This window comes from Psychrobacter sp. DAB_AL43B, from assembly GCF_900168255.1.
Taxonomy (GTDB): domain Bacteria; phylum Pseudomonadota; class Gammaproteobacteria; order Pseudomonadales; family Moraxellaceae; genus Psychrobacter.
In genome coordinates this window covers 3,062,589-3,081,403 of the sequence record NZ_LT799838.1, presented here as the reverse complement: position 1 = coordinate 3,081,403, position 18,815 = coordinate 3,062,589, and the positions used below count along the sequence as shown (strand labels likewise).

General features: G+C 41.8%; 19 protein-coding genes. 9 read left to right on the top strand and 10 right to left on the bottom strand.

Going from position 1 to position 18,815, the window contains the following annotated elements; genetic code table 11:
• Nucleotides 1-20 precede the first annotated feature (20 nt).
• Entirely contained in the window at nt 21-845 is an 825-nt protein-coding gene (locus tag DABAL43B_RS13100; protein ID WP_079692800.1) for an NRDE family protein, read from the top strand.
• A 90-nt stretch (nt 846-935) separates the two neighbouring features.
• Here the strand turns inward: DABAL43B_RS13100 and DABAL43B_RS13095 are convergent, their stop codons facing one another.
• Nucleotides 936-1,457: an RNA pyrophosphohydrolase gene (locus DABAL43B_RS13095; protein ID WP_079692799.1), complete on the bottom strand. Its 522-nt coding sequence runs from the start codon at nt 1,455-1,457 to the stop codon at nt 936-938.
• A gap of 503 nt (nt 1,458-1,960) precedes the next feature.
• Here DABAL43B_RS13095 and DABAL43B_RS13090 point away from each other — a divergent pair.
• Together DABAL43B_RS13090 and DABAL43B_RS13085 are read left to right on the top strand one after the other, a co-directional pair.
• Complete coding sequence (locus tag DABAL43B_RS13090) at nt 1,961-2,374, top strand: OsmC family protein (protein ID WP_079692798.1); 414 nt, start codon at nt 1,961-1,963, stop codon at nt 2,372-2,374.
• A gap of 14 nt (nt 2,375-2,388) precedes the next feature.
• Entirely contained in the window at nt 2,389-2,814 is a 426-nt protein-coding gene (locus tag DABAL43B_RS13085; protein ID WP_079692797.1) for an MAPEG family protein, read from the top strand.
• 50 nt (nt 2,815-2,864) lie between these two features.
• Here the strand turns inward: DABAL43B_RS13085 and DABAL43B_RS13080 are convergent, their stop codons facing one another.
• The 6 genes from DABAL43B_RS13080 to hisIE form a co-directional block, all read right to left on the bottom strand.
• Nucleotides 2,865-3,929 (bottom strand): tRNA dihydrouridine synthase, encoded by a 1,065-nt coding sequence (locus DABAL43B_RS13080; protein ID WP_079692796.1) that lies wholly within the window; start codon nt 3,927-3,929, stop codon nt 2,865-2,867.
• Between the two features lie 85 nt (nt 3,930-4,014).
• Nucleotides 4,015-5,514, bottom strand: coding sequence for a UvrD-helicase domain-containing protein (locus DABAL43B_RS13075; RefSeq protein ID WP_079692795.1), 1,500 nt, complete (start codon nt 5,512-5,514; stop codon nt 4,015-4,017).
• Nucleotides 5,515-5,766: 252 nt separating this feature from the next.
• Nucleotides 5,767-6,636 carry a twin-arginine translocase subunit TatC gene (tatC, locus tag DABAL43B_RS13070; protein ID WP_079692794.1) on the bottom strand — a complete coding sequence of 290 codons (870 nt, stop codon included), beginning with the start codon at nt 6,634-6,636 and terminating at the stop codon, nt 5,767-5,769.
• On the bottom strand, nt 6,636-7,328 hold the full coding sequence (tatB, locus tag DABAL43B_RS13065; RefSeq protein ID WP_079692793.1) for a Sec-independent protein translocase protein TatB: 693 nt from the start codon (nt 7,326-7,328) through the stop codon (nt 6,636-6,638). The genes tatC and tatB overlap by 1 nt, the downstream gene beginning before the upstream one ends.
• A gap of 35 nt (nt 7,329-7,363) precedes the next feature.
• Complete coding sequence (gene tatA / locus DABAL43B_RS13060) at nt 7,364-7,633, bottom strand: Sec-independent protein translocase subunit TatA (RefSeq protein ID WP_079692792.1); 270 nt, start codon at nt 7,631-7,633, stop codon at nt 7,364-7,366.
• Nucleotides 7,634-7,861: 228 nt separating this feature from the next.
• Nucleotides 7,862-8,728, bottom strand: coding sequence for a bifunctional phosphoribosyl-AMP cyclohydrolase/phosphoribosyl-ATP diphosphatase HisIE (gene hisIE, locus DABAL43B_RS13055; protein WP_079692791.1), 867 nt, complete (start codon nt 8,726-8,728; stop codon nt 7,862-7,864).
• A gap of 479 nt (nt 8,729-9,207) precedes the next feature.
• On the opposite strand from hisIE, the gene rpmI reads away from it, so the two are divergent.
• From rpmI to DABAL43B_RS13030, 5 genes are all read left to right on the top strand, one after another.
• On the top strand, nt 9,208-9,405 hold the full coding sequence (gene rpmI / locus DABAL43B_RS13050) for a 50S ribosomal protein L35 (protein ID WP_011281253.1): 198 nt from the start codon (nt 9,208-9,210) through the stop codon (nt 9,403-9,405).
• Between the two features lie 129 nt (nt 9,406-9,534).
• Nucleotides 9,535-9,891: a 50S ribosomal protein L20 gene (gene rplT, locus DABAL43B_RS13045; RefSeq protein WP_011281252.1), complete on the top strand. Its 357-nt coding sequence runs from the start codon at nt 9,535-9,537 to the stop codon at nt 9,889-9,891.
• A gap of 355 nt (nt 9,892-10,246) precedes the next feature.
• Entirely contained in the window at nt 10,247-11,302 is a 1,056-nt protein-coding gene (pheS, locus tag DABAL43B_RS13040; protein WP_079693131.1) for a phenylalanine--tRNA ligase subunit alpha, read from the top strand.
• 68 nt (nt 11,303-11,370) lie between these two features.
• Entirely contained in the window at nt 11,371-13,806 is a 2,436-nt protein-coding gene (gene pheT / locus DABAL43B_RS13035) for a phenylalanine--tRNA ligase subunit beta (protein WP_079692790.1), read from the top strand.
• Between the two features lie 275 nt (nt 13,807-14,081).
• Nucleotides 14,082-14,381, top strand: a complete 300-nt coding sequence (locus tag DABAL43B_RS13030) for an integration host factor subunit alpha (RefSeq protein ID WP_079692789.1) — start codon at nt 14,082-14,084, stop codon at nt 14,379-14,381.
• A 219-nt stretch (nt 14,382-14,600) separates the two neighbouring features.
• Here the strand turns inward: DABAL43B_RS13030 and DABAL43B_RS13025 are convergent, their stop codons facing one another.
• Entirely contained in the window at nt 14,601-14,960 is a 360-nt protein-coding gene (locus DABAL43B_RS13025; RefSeq protein WP_079692788.1) for a hypothetical protein, read from the bottom strand.
• A 674-nt stretch (nt 14,961-15,634) separates the two neighbouring features.
• Between DABAL43B_RS13025 and DABAL43B_RS13020 the strand changes: the two genes are divergently transcribed.
• Nucleotides 15,635-16,522, top strand: coding sequence for a neutral zinc metallopeptidase (locus DABAL43B_RS13020; RefSeq protein WP_079692787.1), 888 nt, complete (start codon nt 15,635-15,637; stop codon nt 16,520-16,522).
• 162 nt (nt 16,523-16,684) lie between these two features.
• On the opposite strand, the gene DABAL43B_RS13015 is transcribed toward DABAL43B_RS13020, so the two are convergent.
• Nucleotides 16,685-16,933, bottom strand: a complete 249-nt coding sequence (locus DABAL43B_RS13015) for a hypothetical protein (protein WP_079692786.1) — start codon at nt 16,931-16,933, stop codon at nt 16,685-16,687.
• Nucleotides 16,934-17,277: 344 nt separating this feature from the next.
• Entirely contained in the window at nt 17,278-18,546 is a 1,269-nt protein-coding gene (gene rho / locus DABAL43B_RS13010; RefSeq protein ID WP_079692785.1) for a transcription termination factor Rho, read from the bottom strand.
• Between the last annotated feature and the right edge of the window lie 269 nt (nt 18,547-18,815).

The following is an 18,815-nucleotide window of genomic DNA, read 5'->3' as shown; positions in this document are numbered from 1 at the left end:
AATCATATAAAAGGAAAACTATGTGTATCGTTGCCATTGCTTGGCAGTTATTTGATGAGCTACCTTTGGTTTTATTGTCCAATCGTGATGAGTTTTTACAGCGTCCGACAGAGCCGCTGCATCAATGGATAGATCAGCCTATTTATGCGGGACGCGATAAGCAAAGTGGCGGTACGTGGCTGGGCATTCACCAACAGCAGCAGACGAATTTTCATCAACAAAATGGACGCTGGGCGGCGGTATTGAACTTTCGTGATGGTGTACAGGCAAGTAATAATGAGCGCTCGCGTGGTGAATTAGTGACTGATTTTTTGACTAGTGACTTAAGCCCGATGGACTTTGCACGGCAAATAAGCCTACAAGATTATGCAGGATTTAACCTTATTATTGGTAATAGCAAGCAAGCGGTTGTCGTTAATAACCGCGGTCATGCACCGACACCGTTACATGCAGGCTTGCACGTCTTCTCTAATGGTCAGCCAGAAGAAGGTTGGTTTAAAACTGAGCGGCTACGCGGTCGGCTACGCCAAGAGGTATTACCATTAATTAGCGAGAACAGCGCACATGAGTATTGGCAAGAGGCTGCTTTTTCTGTCATGTCGGACAATACCACCGCGCCAGTAGATAATCTCCCCGATACTGGTATCGATATAAAAATAGAACAAGCACTGTCGTCTATTTATATTGAAGGTGCAAATTTGACAGGTGCCAATTCTACAGGTATCAGTCCTACAGCACTGCCAAGCTATGGTACACGTACGCAAAGCATTTTAACTTTGCGAAAAAATATTGAGCCAGATAAAAAGATACAAGCGGAAATTATTAGTCGTGAATGCAAACATTGAGCAGAATTAACATAAAAAAATCCCCATAGTGATGATGAACAATCAATATGGGGATTTTTTATTCTAAAATTGTCGAAGCAATCAGTGACCTTATTCCACCAACAAATGGTTGTTTTGTTCTGGAATAATAAGTTCTTGTTTGAGCGGTAGTTCGGGCACCAATTCTTGCAAGGCGCGGCGATATACCCCACGTTTAAAGTGAATCACTTGTCCGAGTGGATACCAGTAGCTGACCCATTGCCAGTTGTCAAATTCTGGTTTCCCTTCATCAAAGCGGATATGTTGGGTGTTCGGCTCATCTAAGCGTAGCAAAAACCATTTTTGTTTTTGCCCAATACACAAAGGATACTGCCCATGGCGCACATAGCGCTTTGGCAAGCGGTAGCGCAACCAATCTTGCGTGACCGCCAGTAGATCCACATGACGTGGATGTAGACCGACCTCTTCCCAGAGCTCGCGATACATCGCATCCATCGGCGTCTCCCCGCGGTCGATGCCGCCTTGAGGGAACTGCCAAGCGTTGTGACCAATGCGTTTTGCCCACAGAACTTGCCCTTGTGTATTTGCCAAGATGATGCCGACATTGGCGCGAAAGCCGTCTGCATCTATCATGACTTAACCTTTTAAGTTGTTTAAAACAGCTTATCTTGACAGGACACACTGACCGCAATCATAATTATTATAGGGTGATCGTTGTCGATATCAGGTCAAAATAAGATTCATTACCGTTATTAAACCAAGAAACAAGCCAAATGTGTAACAGTATTTTGCTATAAAATGTTTCACGAGTTTAGTCATTTAAAATTAAGTAATTATATAGGGGGATATAAACAGACTTTTGTAAATTTGTTCAACAAACTATTTTGATGAATTTGTACTTCTGTTTGTTGGTTTTTACTTCGTTTATGCGGGTAGATATACCATATATGCTAACTTAATGGTACAAGACAATGCTTCATAAAATCTCGTTTTAGCTTATGTTACACTAGTCATATTCTGCTTATCTCAATCAATAATAAAATACTAAGTTAATGAAATTGGCTAATGAAAGAAGCCAATAAAAAATATTCTATTCGCGATTAACTATCTACCAATTAAAACAAGGGTTCGCCAAAATGTCAGAGTCAAAAGCAAGTGTTACGTGGCAAGAAAACAAAGCCTTTATGGGTATATCACCATCAGGTCATAACGTCCAAATCGATGCCGATAAAGAAAAAGGCGCAAGCCCGATGGAGCTGATTTTATTAGGGCTTGGCGGTTGTGCCAGTTATGACGTGGTATCGATTTTACAAAAATCTCGTCAAGAAGTAACAGACGTACGCTGTGAGCTGACTGCCCAACGTGCCGAAACTGTACCAGCTGTTTATACGGATATTCATATGCACTTTATTGTGAAGGGACAAGACATCAAAGAAAGCCAAGTAGAAAGAGCCATAAAATTGTCTGCAGAAAAATACTGCTCAGCCAGCCGAATGTTGGTACAGGGCGGGGTGAATGTGACCCACGATTTTGAAGTTATCGCAGGATAAAGGCAAACATACTCATGAATTCATTTTTTGGATTGGTCTCTGATACCGCAGCGTCTGCCATTTGGGCGATGATAGTGGCAAGTCTGTTGCCATTAGCAATGGCGTTAACTGCAAAAGCGCTCGGCGGCTTTAACTTGACTGATAATGCGCATCCGCGAGATTTTTTGCAAGGTACGACGGGCGCAGCGGCACGTGCTAATGCAGCACAGCAAAATAGCTATGAGACGTTGCCCGTCTTTTTGGCGGCGGTGTTGGTTGCGATGCTATTTTTTGTCCCACAGATGATTGTCAATACATTGGCATGGCTATACGTGCTGATTCGTATTGGTTTTTGCGTGGCATATATTACCAATTTGGCAGTGTTCCGCTCCATTCTTTGGGTATTATCGATTATCTGTTGCTTCATGCTCTTTTATTTAGCCATTCGGGTTAGTTTTTAACTGAATGTATTTAATTAATGGCATCATTTTATAATAAAAGCAGCCGATTATTACTTTGTGCTAGTTTGTAGTGCTTGGATAATCACTGCTTTGTTTTTTTCTCGTTTGATACTGTCCCACAGTATTTGAGCCTCGCTATAGCCTTTGGTCAGCATGCCAAGCCACTGCTTATAACGACCGACTAATATCACTTCGCTTTTCGCTGCGCCTTCTAAAAACTTAATCTGATGAGCAATCAGATCTTGCCATAATAATGTTGTCGTATTTTCTAAATTATTAAGATTACTATTGTCGACCTGCGCAATCAAGTCGGGACGGGTGACTGCGCCGCGACCTAACATTAAATGCGCTGTCCCTGCTTGCGCCATACAGTTTTGCGCGTGCTCCGCGTTCCATATTTCACCATTGGCAATTATCGGAATACTAAGCGCATTAAAATTTTGAATCTTATCCCAATAGGCAGGTGGTTTATAGCCTTGAGTTTTCGTCCGCGCATGAATGGTTAGCCAATCGGCGCCGCTAGAAGCAATCGCCCCGCGAATATCATCCATGCGACTGCTATCGGTATAGCCCAAGCGAATCTTCGCTGATACTGGAATGTGGGCAGGAACGGCTTGACGTACGGCACTGATAATGTCGTACATCACTTCAGGCTCATCAAGTAACACTGAGCCACCGCGATGGCTATTTACGGTTTTAGCGGGACAACCAAAGTTAATATCGATGGCAGGCGCACCAAGCTCGCAAGCGTAAGCAGCGTTTTCTGCCATCAGCTGTGCTTCGCTTCCTAGTAGTTGGATATGAATCGGTGTCCCAGATGCTGTTTTAGCGTCATGATGCAGCTCTGGAACATATTTATAAAATACATGGGCTGGCAAGACGTGCTGGGTGACACGGATAAATTCACTCACCGACCAGTCATAAGGACGACCTAAATCAGCGGCAATTTGCGTTAGAATTTGCCGCATAAGAGGATCGGTCAAACCTTCCATTGGGGCGAGGAGGCGGACTGGGTTGTTAAATAGGTTTTGTATGGTTTTTTGGCGCTCTTGCAGTGCCTCAGATAATAGGTGCGATAAAGGTTGAGACAAAATATTAGGCTGCTGATTATTCATGGCTTATTGTTCATTGTCTATTGATGAGGCATTATCATTATAAATTGGCATAATCAAAATCTATTCGATGGCACAAATGGTAAGGTTAAGAATTGCCAAAAATCACCTTTTTCCCCGTTTGCAATCCTGATATCAAATCTTTAATATTATGAATATCTAAATTGCTTTGCGCACGCGTACAAGCAACGTAGAGCAAACGTAATTCTTCTGGGCTGATTTTTACCGCATTGGTCGTCACATCATAATAAAAATCATCGTCTAACTGTACTTTTCCCCATTCAAGCCCTTTGGCTTTATGGGCAGTTGAAATAACATAATCGGCATTCTCAATACTGGATAAGCTGTTAACGGCTTGGCTCAACACATTGGTGCCATGATCATCAACCAATTTGACCAGCGTTTTTAGATCGCTACCTTCATTGGTTTCAGAATACTCTTGTACATCACTCCAATTATAAAAATACGCCAGCTCAGGTACACCATACGCCGATTTACCATTTTTTAAATTTTCGGCTGCCTGACAGAATTTGAGCATACGGTCAGTATCGGCTTGTAGCGCCACCCGATGTCCAAGCTTTAGACCAGTTAATAGCTGTGACATAGCAGCGGCATTAGTACGACAAAGAATGGCATCTTTTTTACTATGTACCATACCTTTATCAGTAGAAGACTGTTTCTTAGGGTTGCCTTTTAGCGGCACATCTTCTTGCAATGCCTTTAACAGCGTATTGGCAATGTCGGCAATCGGTTCGCCAAAACGAAAGGACTGCGTCAATAAAGTTTGTGGCAATGGTAGCTGTTTCATGGCATTGACTGCGCCGCGCCACTCATAAATCTGTTGGTGAGCGTCGCCCACATAAATCACTTGCCGTGGCTGCTGGGTCAGAATTCCCATCATCAATGGATCGGCATCTTGTGCTTCATCAAATAAGATAAAATCCGCTGGAATACTAGGTTTTGACAATGCCCAAAGTTTAAGATAAATATCATGACCGATACCAGCAGGGTGACGTGCATCAATCGACTGTAACCAGCGCTGCTCCACGGCAGGGTAAAGCATCTCACGTAGCTGCTCGGCATCTGAGGCATCAAGCCAGCTTGGAAACAAGATATGCCTTGGCGCAGGGTAGCTGGCATGCGTACTACAAAAATTGCTCACCGCGTCACTGACAAAGCGCGACAATCGTGCTGGAGTCAAAGTAATATATTTATTTACCCCATCCATCTGCCGACGGATTTGTACCGGTTGCAAGCCCAAATCATCCCCAAGGCGTTTGGGTGAGAAGCGCGGCAAAGACAGTTTAGCAGTGATATCGCGGGGTACGTGGCGGTAGGCGAGTGAGTGAAAAGTACGACAGTCCACATGTGACGGAAACTTTGAGCGCGCATCATTAGCAATGGCTTTGTTAAAGGCTAAATACAAGCCGCGTCCACGCAAGCGCTCACCGATGAGCTTCAAGGTCGTCGTTTTACCGGCACCGGCATAGGCGACCACTTTAAATGACTTATGATCCATCGCCATGTTAAGCGCGTTTAGCTGCTCATCAGTGGGATCGCTCATATAAGCTGGCATAGATGCGGACATAACAAAGCTACCTAAAAGACTAGAATGTGGACAGAAATAATGGGGGTAAAAAAAGCCACTGCATAGACAATGGCTGATGAGTAATAATGGACGTTATCGTAAGATACTTATGACTGTAAACGACGATGATAAAAATACGTTAAGCGACAATTCATTTAGAAAAAAATGCACATAGAACTCAATGTACGGTGAGTCATATTACCAGATTAAATGGTTGGCTGTTTTTTTTGAAAAAATTTCTAATAAGGAAGTTTACTCCTTGTTCAATTCTTTATTTACTGCCGCTAAAGCAGTATTGCGATCCTCTTTAATTAAGATTTTCGCTAAAAATAAACCCAGCTCAAATAACAACCACATGGGAATAGCCAGCATTAGCATCGACACGCCATCAGGCGGAGTGACGACGGCAGCAACGGCAAAACAGCCGACAATAATGTAACGACGTTTATCTTCTAAGCCCTGAATGGAGACGATGCCGACCAATATCAACAGCAAGGTGACGACTGGAATCTCAAAAGTTAAGCCAAATACCATAAAGAGCTTGAGCGCAAAGCTCAGATAACTGTCGATGTCTGTCATTGGCAAGACGTTCTGCGGGGCGAACATGATAAAGAATTTTAGGACGCCTTTGAGTACAATAAAATAAGCAAAAGCCACCCCAGAATAAAATAAAAATATAGAGGACAGCAGTACTGGAATAGCGACTTTTTTCTCTTTTTTATATAAGCCTGGAGCTACAAACGACCAAATTTGATACAGGATATAAGGCATAGCAAAGAATGCGGCTACAAATATCGTTAAGCGTATTGGTGCCATAAAGTTTGAAGTGATATCTGTGGCAATCATCGTTGAGTTAGCAGGTAACTGCGCGACTAACGGGTCCGATAAAAAATCATACAACTCACGTGAAAATCCAACTAACGCTAAAAATATCACCAGCACAGCAACACATATTTTAATTAGATGGACGCGCAACTCAATTAAATGCTCAGTGATAGGCATATCAGCCAATGAGCTTAATATATCGCCCGAATCATCACTGTTTGCCGACTCTGTCTCGGTTTCAATGGCTGAGTCTGTCAGCTTTTCTTGGCGGCTTTTTTGACGTTTAAATAAACCCACTATTTACTCTCCTGCTTATTGGCAGAAGACTGTTTATTTAAATGGTTGTTTAAAGGGCTATCTAAACCACTGTTTAATAAAATATCTGCTTTATAGTTCGGTAAATAGGGCGCTACAGGCAAGCGCCGCGCTTTATCATAAGCACCAAGGCGGAACCACATATTTTCCCACGGTTTAGTGGTGATAATTTGAGCGATTTGATCTGAATTGTCTTTGATATCATTGGGGTCAGTTTTTAAATTGTCATCAGACACTTTTGACTGGTCATTTTGCTGATAGCTGTAGTCAAATGTTTTTGGCGTGGCTGACTCATGACTGCTTTGATCACTGTTATTACTCTTGTCTTCATTATTGGCGTCATGCTCTTCATCAGCTACGGCACTATGCGTGGTTTTTAAATGCTGGTTTTGCGAAGATTCAAACTCTTGCATACTGCCGCGCATCTCGGCCATTTCGCGTCTCATCTCGGCTTCAGTTTGGCGAATTTTGGCCAGCTCTTTTTGCATTTGCTGCCGAGTCTCAGCTAAGTCGAGCTCAGCTTCTATTTCAGACTGTAGCGTAGAGACCGTGCGGCGAATTTTGGCATACCATTGCCCAGCGGTACGTGCCGCTTGGGGCAGCTTCTCTGGCCCCAAGACGATTAAGGCGATGACGCCAAAAAGCAATAATTCAGAAAACCCAATATCAAACATAAGCGTTAAATATCACTATCTAGATGCAGCACGCATTACACCTTGTGGTTATCATCAGTAGTGGAGTTGATGTTAGCATCGTCCACTTTATTCGTTGTCGCATGGTTTGTTGGTCGCGCATTGCCATCATGATCAAGGACTACGTGCTTCTTAGCATGCTCGGTATTTTCGTCTTTGACCGCTTCTTTAAAGCCTTTGACGGCACCGCCCAAATCTTTGCCAGCATTTCTAAGCTTCGAGGTGCCAAATACGACCACCACTACCACCAATAAAATCAGCCAATGCGTAATAGAAAAACTACCCATAAAGGTATCCTTATGTCTTGGTTTTCAGTCTTTGTATGCCTACTTTGGGTTTATCGAATATCGTTATACTCAATAAAAAGCTTCGACATACAATGCGAAGTAAAACAGAGTTATATTATAACCTGCACTTGTGACAAAAAGGTGAAAGCAACAATAATCAAACAGGGCAGTGGCTTATAACCACTGCCCACATTATTGAGATTAATAATGCTATCGAACTTATAAAAACTATCGAGCCGCTTTTTCATCAATACCTGATAAGCCAAAACGTCGTCCTAGCTCATTTAATACCGTATCCGATTCTATATCAAACCATGCCAATCCAACTAAGGTATGAAACCAGACGTCAGCCACTTCATAAATGAGCTCATGGCGCGCGTCATCATATTGCGTTTTGTTGAGGTTTTCATCGCAATTGGCAAAATCTTTAGCCGCAATAATGCTTTCGGTGCTTTCTTCACCAACTTTCTCTAATATTTTATTCAAACCTTTGGCGTATAAGCTTGCCACATAAGAGCTATCAGCATCCGCTTGTTTGCGCTCTGCTAATACCCTATCAAGCTGCTGTAAAATAGAATGGGTCGCAACTTTAACTTGGCTGTCAGAGTTTGCAATAATATTAGGAGCTTTGTTAACGTTATCAGAATCTGTATCAATGACAGTATCTTGATGAGTAGCGCTGACGGCTGTATCAGATTTATAAATTTCTGCAGGATCTTTTAATACTTTATCGACTGTTTGCCATTTAGGCGTTTGCCCAGACAAATCAAAACGTTGATAAAAACAAGATTCGCGACCCGTATGACAAGCGATACCACCAGCCTGAGTGACGCTAAGCACAATCACATCGGCATCGCAATCCAAACGAATATCATGCACTTGCTGGGTATGCCCTGATGACTCGCCTTTATGCCATAATTTAGCACGCGAACGCGAAAAATAAACCGCCGTTTGTGTTTGCGCAGTCAATTGTAACGCTTCGGCATTCATCCAAGCCATCATCAAGATACGTCCTGACTGCAAGTCTTGGGCAATTGCAGGAATCAAGCCATCAGCATTAAAACTTACGGCAGTCAGCCAAGCAGGTAAAGTCATAATTTATCTGTCTTATTATCAGTAGAAAGTAGTAAAAGAGTGGTCAAATAACAGCAGTCAGGATTTATTATGCGCTATGTTAAAGCTTTATCAAGACGCAATAGATACTTAAACATAGCTGAGACTGACATTCAATATTTTAAATCAGTAAATAATGCACAATTATACCTGAGCTAAATTTTGATAAATCAATAATTGTAAATTAGCCCCAAGTTATTTGTGAATATTTAAAATGTACTTCTTAGGGTTTTGTTTATAAAAATTTAGGGCGTAAATATGAGTTAAATGCTATTTTTTTTGCACAGAACTTTAGGTAAGAGTAGGGCGCAAAACTTTCCTTGGCAAAACAGCGACCTATCTGCTAAAATAGCGCCTCCCACCTCGAGGCAAATAGAGGTTTAGTGGTTGTTTTTACAGCGACTATACGCTTTTAACTATTTGACGACCAGGTTCTATCAAAGACAAAGAGGCAAATCATCATGAAAGTTAAGATGAAAACCAGAAGCGGTGCAGCTAAACGCTTCAAAAAAACAGCGAATGGCTTTAAGCGTAAGCAAGCATTCAAAAGCCATATCTTGACCAAGAAATCAGCTAAGCGTATTCGCCAGTTGCGTGGTCTTAAGATGGTGGACAAGTCTGACGAAGCAGCAGTTCGTCGTATGTGCCCATACATCTAATAACCTATCGTCATTTGGGTTTAATCAAAAATATTTTGATTAAAAATATTTGACTTTGCAATCTGAAAACGATGCTTATATTTTAATAACATCGTTACTCGCTTAATTAAAGAAATCTTGGAGTAATTTATGGCCCGTGTAAAACGTGGTGTACAGGCAAATCGCCGTCACAAAAAAATCCTAAAACGCGCAAAAGGCTACTACGGTGCCCGTTCACGTGTTTACCGCGTAGCGGTACAAGCAGTTACCAAAGCTGGTCAATATGCTTATCGTGACCGTCGCAACAAAAAACGTACTTTCCGTCGCCTTTGGATTGCACGTATCAATGCTGGTGCACGCTTAAACGGCTTAAGCTATAGCCGCTTTATCAATGGTATGAAAAAAGCTAACATTGCAATCGATCGTCGCGTACTTGCTGACATCGCTATGCATGATGCAGCGACTTTCACAGCATTGGTTGAAAAAGCAAAAGCGGAACTAGCATAAATATTAACTATTCTACTTAGGTATGCTGCTTTTTAAATGATTTTCTATAAGTGATTACTTATAACTGATTGTCCATAAGCGATTATCTACATGGATAGAGATAATATTAATTAATAGTACGATATTAATAAAAGCTACCGCTGGTCGGTGGCTTTTTTTATATAACATTATCTTACTGCCAGTTTTCTGCATAAGAGCCAAATGCATATTTTGTCGAATTGCCTTTATAATCGTCTAAATATTCAAGCCATTCATATCACTCACTTTTATTTTAAAATTAATGGGTAAATGGTTTGCAATATTTGGTCAAATCCCTACAATTAATAATCTGTTTAAATCAGGAATAATGCGTCTTATGACTACCCCTGCCGCTACCACCGATTTGTCGGCGCTACCGACCTTGTCCTCAGAAATCAATGAGCTAACTGAAGCGCAGCTTATTGAATTTGCTAATGCCGCTGAAACCTTGATATTACAAGTAAGCGATGCACGCCTATTACAAGATTTACGTGTGCAATTGACTGGTAAAAAGAGCCCATTAACCGGTTGGTCAAAGCAGATGGGTAAGCTTGATGCTGATGATAAAAAAACCTACGGTGGCTGGTTACATCAAGTACGTAGCCGCATTCAGCAAGCATTAACGGATCAACAGCAGCAGCTAGAAGTGGCGGCATTAAATGCTAAACTAGCAAGCGAGAGCATTGATATCACTTTGCCTGCTCGCGGTGGTCAAAAGGGTCATTTGCACCCAGTGACGATGATTACCCAGCGTATGCAGCAATATTTTATACAAGCTGGTTTTAATGTCGCAACTGGTCCTGAAGTTGAAAGCGACTATTATAATTTTGAAGCGCTTAATATCCCTTCACATCACCCAGCTCGTGCGATGCACGATACTTTCTATTTCGATGCGCATTATCTACTACGTACTCATACCAGCCCGGTGCAAATTCGTACCATGGAAAAGAATGAGCCGCCGATTCGTATTATTTGTCCCGGTCGCGTTTATCGTAATGACTCAGATCAAACCCATTCACCGATGTTTCATCAGCTAGAAGGGCTCATGGTCACAGAATCGAGCACCTTTGCTGAGCTAAAAGGTCTGATTAGTGAGTTCTTAGAAGCATTTTTCGCCAAAGAGCTGACTGTGCGTTTCCGCCCGTCATTTTTCCCGTTTACGGAGCCTTCTGCTGAAGTAGATATCTTGGATGATAATGGTAAATGGCTTGAAGTTATGGGCTGCGGTATGGTACATCCACAAGTGCTGACCAACTGCGGTATTGATGCCGAAAAATATACCGGCTTTGCTTTTGGTATGGGCATTGAGCGCTTTGCGATGCTGTATTACGGCATCGATGATTTACGTTTATTTTTCCAAAATGACGTGCGCTTCTTAAAGCAGTTTGGCTAGATTGTCGTTATTAATACGCCTACCTTTACTCCAAAATCTTTATTATGAAATTCTGATCCGAGATATTTATGAAAATTAGCGAACAGTGGCTACGTCAATGGGTAAACCCTACTAATACCAGTGAGCAATTGGCTGACCAATTGACCATGGCAGGCCTTGAAATTGACGATCGCTATGCGGTTGCCCGTGATTTTAGCGGTGTGGTTGTCGGTGAAGTGATCAGCGTCGAGCAACATCCAGATGCAGATAAATTACGTGTTACACAGGTTAATATTGGTGCAGCTGAACCGTTGCAAATCGTCTGCGGTGCGCCCAATGTCACTGTCGGTATGAAAGCGCCTGTTGCTACCGTTGGTGCTGTTTTACCCTCTGATGACGTTAGTGGTAAAAATGCGGGCTTTAAAATTAAAAACGGCAACCTACGCGGTGTCGACTCTAACGGTATGCTTTGCGGTGCTTCTGAAATTGATTTAACTGATAGCATAGATGGTTTGCTTGAATTGGCAGCTGATGCACCAATTGGCATGGATATCCGTGAGTATTTGGGTTTAGACAATCAAATATTGGATATCTCTATCACCCCAAACCGTGGTGACTGCTTTAGTGTTCGTGGTATTGCCCGTGAGATATCAGTCATTAACGATCTACCTATGCAAATGCCAAATATCCCTGATAACTGCCAATTTACTCATAACGAAGCTATGCAAGATATGCCAGCTGTGACAGCTGTGACAGTCAGTGCTGTTGAAGCTTGCCCGCGCTATCTATTACAGTCAATTAGTAACATTGATCGTAGTATCGATACGCCAAAATGGATGCAAGATGCATTAGTACAGTCAGGACTACGTTCGCACAACTTTTTAGTTGATGTGACTAACTACGTGCTGATGGAATTAGGTCAACCGCTACATGCGTTTGATGCCGATACTATCGAGGGCGATATCGTTGTACGTTTGGCACAGCCTGAAGAAACTATTACCTTGCTTAATGAGCAAACCATTACTTTAACGGGTGATGAGTTGGTCATTGCTGACGATAAAGGTATACTTGCGCTTGCTGGTATTATGGGTGGTCAGCGTAGTAGCGTTACTGATAGCACCACTAATATCGTATTAGAGAGTGCCTTCTTTAATCAATTGGCTATCGCTGCGCGCGCACGTCGTTTTGGTTTGCATACCGATGCTTCACAACGCTTTGAGCGTGGTGTTGATTTTGAATTACCAATGCTTGCTTTAGCGCGTGCTGTTGATTTGATTACAAGCGTTACAGGTAGCCAAGCGGGACAAATCGTAAAAGCTGAAAGTAGCGAGCACCTACCTGCTCGTGCGCCAATTACTTTACCGATTACAAAGGTTCGTGATGTTATTGGCATTGAGATTGAGCCAGCAATCATGGTGCGTATTTTGACCCAATTAGGGTTTGAAGTAGAGCAGCAAGCAGATAGCCTGATTTGCACGCCGCCATCGTATCGCTTTGATATGAGCATCAAAGAAGATTTAATCGAAGAGATTGCCCGTATTTATGGCTATGACAATATCCCAAGCATCTTGCCGCACCTGCAAGTTAGCATGGATTATGACGATACTGCAGACTTGACCCATGAGATGAAGCTAGCGCTGGTCGATAATGGTTATATGGAGGCGATTAGCTTTAGCTTTAGTGATGCCAAATTAGAAGCCTTGCTTGATGATGAAGCCTTAGGAGAAGTATTGGCACTGGCCAATCCTATTTCTAGTGATTTGGCCGTTATGCGCCGTACTTTGCTATCAAGTTTATTGCCATGCGTGCAATATAACCTGAATCGCCAGCAATCGCGCGTGCGTTTCTTTGAAACAGGTCTGAGTTTTGTCGGTCATAGTGTTAGTGAGTTAGTACAAACACCAAGTATTGCTCTAGTGGCAGTTGGTGATATCTGGGATGAGCAAGCTTATCAAAACCGCGCACTAGACTTTTATGATTTGAAGCATGATATTGAGCAATTATTACCGGCGAAAATCGATAGCGCGCGTATTCGCTATGAGCGTAGTGCGCTGAATTTCTTGCACCCTGGACAAAGCGCCAAACTATATATCGATGACCAATATGTCGGTTGGTTAGGACAATTACATCCCAATACTGCCAAACAGTTAGATCTACCCGCTACTTGGGTCGCTCAATTACTTCTTGCACCATTACTAACGCTTGCTCGTGAACAGCATGCCATCACCACGCCAAGCAAATTCCCGCAAGTACGCCGTGATATCGCTGTCTTAGTAGATAGCGATATCAGTTTGCAGACGTTAGAGTCGACCATACGCGCTGCGGCAGGTAATTTGTTGACTGACCTATGGTTGTTTGACGTTTATCAAGGCGACAAAATACCGACTGGTCAACGTTCATTAGCCTTTGCATTAATATGGCAAGATAAAACCCAAACATTATCTGATGAAGCCGTAAAAACGGTCACTGACAAAGTGGTACAAGCGCTAACGGATCAGCATTCAGTACAGTTGCGTGATAGCTAAAACTTAGCTGTAAAAAGATACCATGCTCTATAGGTTCTTATTAAGAGGCTATGGAGCATTGTTATTCTTAAAAACTATTATTCGCAAAAATGGTTTTTTATATAAGCTGTTTTTTATACAAATTTTTTCGAAAATGAGTTAAGTGGTTATTAATAAAGGATTTTAATGTAGTCTTTATTAAAAAGACGGTAAAAAACCTTTATAATAGCTAACATTAATCTTCATACCGCTAAACCATGATATTCGACATCACGACATAGCATAGGAGTCGTACTGTGAGCACCTTAACCAAATCTGACATGATTGAGCATTTGATGAGTCATCTAAACCTAACACGCCAAGAAGGCCGTTGTTTGGTAGAGAATTTTTTTGACGAATTGTCAGAGAGTTTGATTGATGGCAAAGAGGTCAAGCTTTCAGGCTTTGGCAACTTTGAGCTTAAAGATAAAAATAGCCGTCCAGGTCGTAACCCAAAGACAGGGGAGCCAGTTGCTGTATCGGCACGTCGTGTTGTTACATTCAAAACAGGACAAAAATTTCGTCAACAAGTCGATGAGCGTTTATTTGATGAGTAATGTTGGTAGGCAGTTTTTAGCAACTAATGCTTTAACGCTTGAAATAGATTAGTGATGATTTCTTATTTTATAACCATGAGATATAGGTTTGATATCAAGTAGATTGCGTTAATCTAAAGTATGTTGACTACTAATAAAAATCATAAATAGCAGGCATTAAAAAAGAGAGCATAGGCTCTCTTTTTTTTAATACAGTATTTTTATTTATAAAAATAAAAATTACTGAGCTGGTTCTTCAACAACTACAACTTCGTCAGCTGCGTCTACAGCTGGAGTTTCGCTAGCTACGTCAACGCTAGTAGTAGTACCGTCTACAGGAACTTCAGCGTCGATTTCGTTAGTAGCAGTAGCAAGTTGTGCATCAGCGATTTCAGCTTCAGCGCCAGCAATAGCAGCGTCAGCTTCAGCAGGAACAGCTTCGCCTTCAGCAGCAGCTTGATCTAATTCTTGTGAAGCGTCTTGCACTTCTTCTTGCGCGTCAGATAAATCTTCAGCAGCGTTTTCTTTGTTGCTGTCACAGGCAGTTAGGCCCATAGTTGCAGTCATGATACCAGCTAGAGCAAGTAATTTAAGTTTCATAAGGTTTTCTCCGGAATAATTGAATGAGCAGTAGCAGCAAAAAAGGTTGAATCAGAGATATCTCAGAATTCAACTAGTCTTAGTTACAGCTACTCAGCTTTCACGCATTCTATATGATTTCTTTCTGTATAGAAAGAGGTTGTACAATTAAGTTACAATAAAATTGTAAATAGGGTTTTACTTTACCTATCTAACATAATTCTTAATACAATAAGTTGAATTAATCGAAGTATAATCAACAACATCAGACTGTTTGCAAGCAGGCCTTTATGGCCTAATTCTCTTACTCTTTTCTATCTGTATTCTTACGCTAGGATAAGTAATATAGGGATTGGATGAGTGAAATTATACAATCGTAGTCGAGTATAAAGATAAATACATTGTGAGTATCTTCAAGTAATTGAGTAATCTATTACACATGATATTAGAGGTTTAAAAGGTTAAATCAAAGGATTGAACTAAAAATTATATAACATGAATAATTATTGGTACGCATATAGTAGATTCATTTTAAAAACGATACAGTGCTATTGGCTATAAATTTTTTGCAGCCTCTGTCACGCCTGCGAACAGCAAGCAAGAAAAAATGATAGCAATAGCACTTTATTACAATCGTATCGCTTTCATTTTTAACTGACTATAGCAGACATTATCGTATTTTTGGGAGTAAGATTATGAAATGGGAAGGCAGACGCGGCAGTTCTAACGTACGTACCAGCAGTGGTGGCGGTAAAATGATCGGCGGTGGTATTGGCGGTATCATTATTGCTGGCATTTTATGGCTAGTATTTGGGGTAAACCCGATGACCGCATTACAGACAGGTCAAGTAGTAGCAGGTGGCGGAGGTAATACGTCCACTGAGCCTGCGACCAGCGATGATCGTGATACACGGTTTGTCAAAGTCGTATTGGCCGATACCGAAGAGGTTTGGCATCAGATATTTAATGAAGCAGGAAGCACTTATAAAGAACCGTCACTGATTTTATTTAATGGGCAGATTAGCTCAGCTTGTGGCAGTGCTAGCTCGGCGACAGGACCTTTTTATTGCCCAGGTGATCAGACTGTCTATCTAGATACGTCGTTTTTTGTAGAAATGCGACAAAATCTTGGTATTGCGGGTGATATTCAAGGCTCAGGCGATAGCGAAAACCAAAATAAAGCGGGCGACTTTGCCCAAGCTTATGTCATTTCACATGAGGTCGGTCATCATGTACAGACCTTGCTAGGTATTACCCAGCAAGTTAGTGAAGCCAGCCGTCAAGTGACAAGTGCACAGGCTAATAAATTATCGGTACTGCAAGAGCTACAAGCCGATTGCTTTGCTGGCGTTTGGGCACAGCGCAATCAAGAACGCGTACAGTTTTTAGAAGCAGGAGACATCGATGAAGCCATCAATGCGGCTGGTCAAATCGGTGATGATCGCTTAGCACGTGCAGGCGGCGGGGCGGTAGTGCCTGATAACTTCACTCATGGCACTAGCCAACAGCGTATCCAATGGTTTACGCGTGGTCTAGAGAGTGGTAATGTACAATCTTGTGATACGTTTAGTGGCGCTTTATAGATCAAGTTACATAGACTAATTTTATAAGATTGCTCGTTAACTAATAGAAAACTACTAGACACAAAAAAGCCTGCAATCGATGCAGGCTTTTTTGTGTAGGCTATCTGGTTAGATAATGTTTTTAATCAAAACCTATCCGCCAATATAGCTACTTAACATCGATTATCTGCTGTTATTAAGAATGTATGCACCAGCGCCACCAATTGCAGCACCGCCAATTGCGCCACGAGCGATGTCTTTACTGTCGCCGCCACTTCTGATAAGCGCACCAGCAGCAGCACCAGCAGCAGCGCCTTTAGCGGTGTTGTTTATACCACTGTTGTATCCGTATCCGCCAGTTGAGTTACAGCCACCCATGATAAGAGCTGAGCCAGTAATAGCTGTCATTACGATCGTTTTAGCAAATTTCATAATATTACCTATTGATTTATCAAGATTAAAATTCAGTACTGATTCCTTCCAACACTGATTAATATAAAGCACACTTATGCCATATCTAATAGTACCACTGTTAATGTATTTATGGTCGTAGTAGAAACGCTAAGCTTTGCAAATAACCTGTAAAGTATGTTGCTTCACTGTATCGTTGGTAGTGCTTTTGCTTAGGGTTATTGTATTAGTACTGATAGTAAGCTAACTGTTTATAATAAGACGACTTCTAATGGTTACAAACGCAAAAAGACTGCCTTTGAGGCAGCCTTTATAATTGGAACATTGATTAACGGTTTATATTAACAACAACAAATGAGGGTAAATTAATTTTGTGATTTACGTTTCATTTGCTCAAAGAATTCGTCATTGGTCTTGGCTTCTTTTAAACGATCTAATAAGAATTCAGTCGCTTGTACGCCATCCATCGGCTGTAGCAATTTACGTAAAATCCAAACCTTACGTAGCTTATCTTCATCAAGCAAGCGCTCTTCGCGGCGTGTACCAGATTTTTTGATATTGATCGCTGGGAAGACTCGTTTTTCAGCCAAATCACGCTCAAGGGTAATCTCTTGGTTGCCTGTTCCCTTAAACTCTTCAAAGATAACGCTGTCCATTTTACTGCCGGTATCGATAAGGGCACTGGCAATAATGGTCAAACTACCACCTTCTTCAATGTTACGAGCAGCACCGAAGAAACGTTTTGGACGCTCTAACGCATTGGCATCAAGACCACCGGTCAACACTTTACCTGATGAAGGAATGACGGTGTTATAGGCGCGGGCAAGACGGGTAATAGAGTCAAGTAAAATGACCACGTCTTGTTTATGCTCGACCAAACGCTTCGCCTTTTCAATGACCATCTCTGCAACCTGCACATGACGCTGTGGCGGCTCATCAAAGGTTGAGGCAACCACTTCACCGCGTACCGTACGCACCATTTCGGTAACTTCTTCTGGACGCTCATCGATTAGTAAGACGATCAAATAGCATTCAGGATTGTTACGTGTGATGGATTGGGCGATGGTCTGTAGGAGCATCGTTTTACCGGCTTTTGGCGGGGCAACGATAATGGAGCGCTGACCTTTACCGATAGGGGCAATCAGATCAATAATTCGACCGGTCAAATCTTCAGTCGTGCCGTTACCAAGCTCAAGCTTGAGATGCTCGGTTGGAAATAGCGGCGTTAGGTTTTCAAAAATAAGCTTATGACGCGAGCGATCTGGGGTATCAAAGTTGATTTCGCCGACTTTTAATAGCGCAAAATAACGCTCAGAGTCTTTGGGTGGACGAATCGTGCCAGCGATACTGTCGCCTGTCTTAAGACTAAAGCGGCGAATTTGGCTCGGGCTGACATAAATGTCGTCAGGACCTGCTAAGTAAGAGCCTTCTGATGAGCGCAAAAAGCCAAAACCATCTGGGAGCACTTCAAGCACACCATCACCATAGATGGCCTCACCGTTACGGGCATGGGTTTTTAAAATAGCAAAGATAATGTCTTGTTTACGGCTACGTGCCATATTATCAAGACCCATTTCTTTGGCGATGGCCAATAGCTCAGCGATTGATTTTTTCTTTAATTCAGTTAGATTCATAGATAGGTCATTAGCAGTTGGTCAGATGAGAGATGCCATTATCTGCACAAATCACGATATTGATTAAACAATAGTATTAGGGAGATAGAGGATGTATACACAGCGTTGAGGTTTATGTAGATTTGATTTAACGTGCCAGCTTATATGCTTGTTGTAAGAAATACAGGCAAAGTAATAAAAGTGAAGATAAAGAAGTCTACATAAGAGTCTGTGTCAAAAACTCAATATAATTCATTGTGTTTAATCATTCGGTCAGTAGTGTTTTTTTA

Coding starts and splice junctions, on each gene's coding strand:
- DABAL43B_RS13100 (WP_079692800.1), top strand. CDS start 21: ATGTGTATCGTTGCCATTGCTTGGCAGTTATTTGATGAGCTACCTTTG.
- DABAL43B_RS13095 (WP_079692799.1), bottom strand. CDS start 1,457: ATGATAGATGCAGACGGCTTTCGCGCCAATGTCGGCATCATCTTGGCA.
- DABAL43B_RS13090 (WP_079692798.1), top strand. CDS start 1,961: ATGTCAGAGTCAAAAGCAAGTGTTACGTGGCAAGAAAACAAAGCCTTT.
- DABAL43B_RS13085 (WP_079692797.1), top strand. CDS start 2,389: ATGAATTCATTTTTTGGATTGGTCTCTGATACCGCAGCGTCTGCCATT.
- DABAL43B_RS13080 (WP_079692796.1), bottom strand. CDS start 3,929: ATGAATAATCAGCAGCCTAATATTTTGTCTCAACCTTTATCGCACCTA.
- DABAL43B_RS13075 (WP_079692795.1), bottom strand. CDS start 5,514: ATGTCCGCATCTATGCCAGCTTATATGAGCGATCCCACTGATGAGCAG.
- tatB (WP_079692793.1), bottom strand. CDS start 7,328: ATGTTTGATATTGGGTTTTCTGAATTATTGCTTTTTGGCGTCATCGCC.
- tatA (WP_079692792.1), bottom strand. CDS start 7,633: ATGGGTAGTTTTTCTATTACGCATTGGCTGATTTTATTGGTGGTAGTG.
- hisIE (WP_079692791.1), bottom strand. CDS start 8,728: ATGACTTTACCTGCTTGGCTGACTGCCGTAAGTTTTAATGCTGATGGC.
- rpmI (WP_011281253.1), top strand. CDS start 9,208: ATGAAAGTTAAGATGAAAACCAGAAGCGGTGCAGCTAAACGCTTCAAA.
- rplT (WP_011281252.1), top strand. CDS start 9,535: ATGGCCCGTGTAAAACGTGGTGTACAGGCAAATCGCCGTCACAAAAAA.
- pheS (WP_079693131.1), top strand. CDS start 10,247: ATGACTACCCCTGCCGCTACCACCGATTTGTCGGCGCTACCGACCTTG.
- pheT (WP_079692790.1), top strand. CDS start 11,371: ATGAAAATTAGCGAACAGTGGCTACGTCAATGGGTAAACCCTACTAAT.
- DABAL43B_RS13025 (WP_079692788.1), bottom strand. CDS start 14,960: ATGAAACTTAAATTACTTGCTCTAGCTGGTATCATGACTGCAACTATG.
- DABAL43B_RS13020 (WP_079692787.1), top strand. CDS start 15,635: ATGAAATGGGAAGGCAGACGCGGCAGTTCTAACGTACGTACCAGCAGT.
- DABAL43B_RS13015 (WP_079692786.1), bottom strand. CDS start 16,933: ATGAAATTTGCTAAAACGATCGTAATGACAGCTATTACTGGCTCAGCT.
- rho (WP_079692785.1), bottom strand. CDS start 18,546: ATGAATCTAACTGAATTAAAGAAAAAATCAATCGCTGAGCTATTGGCC.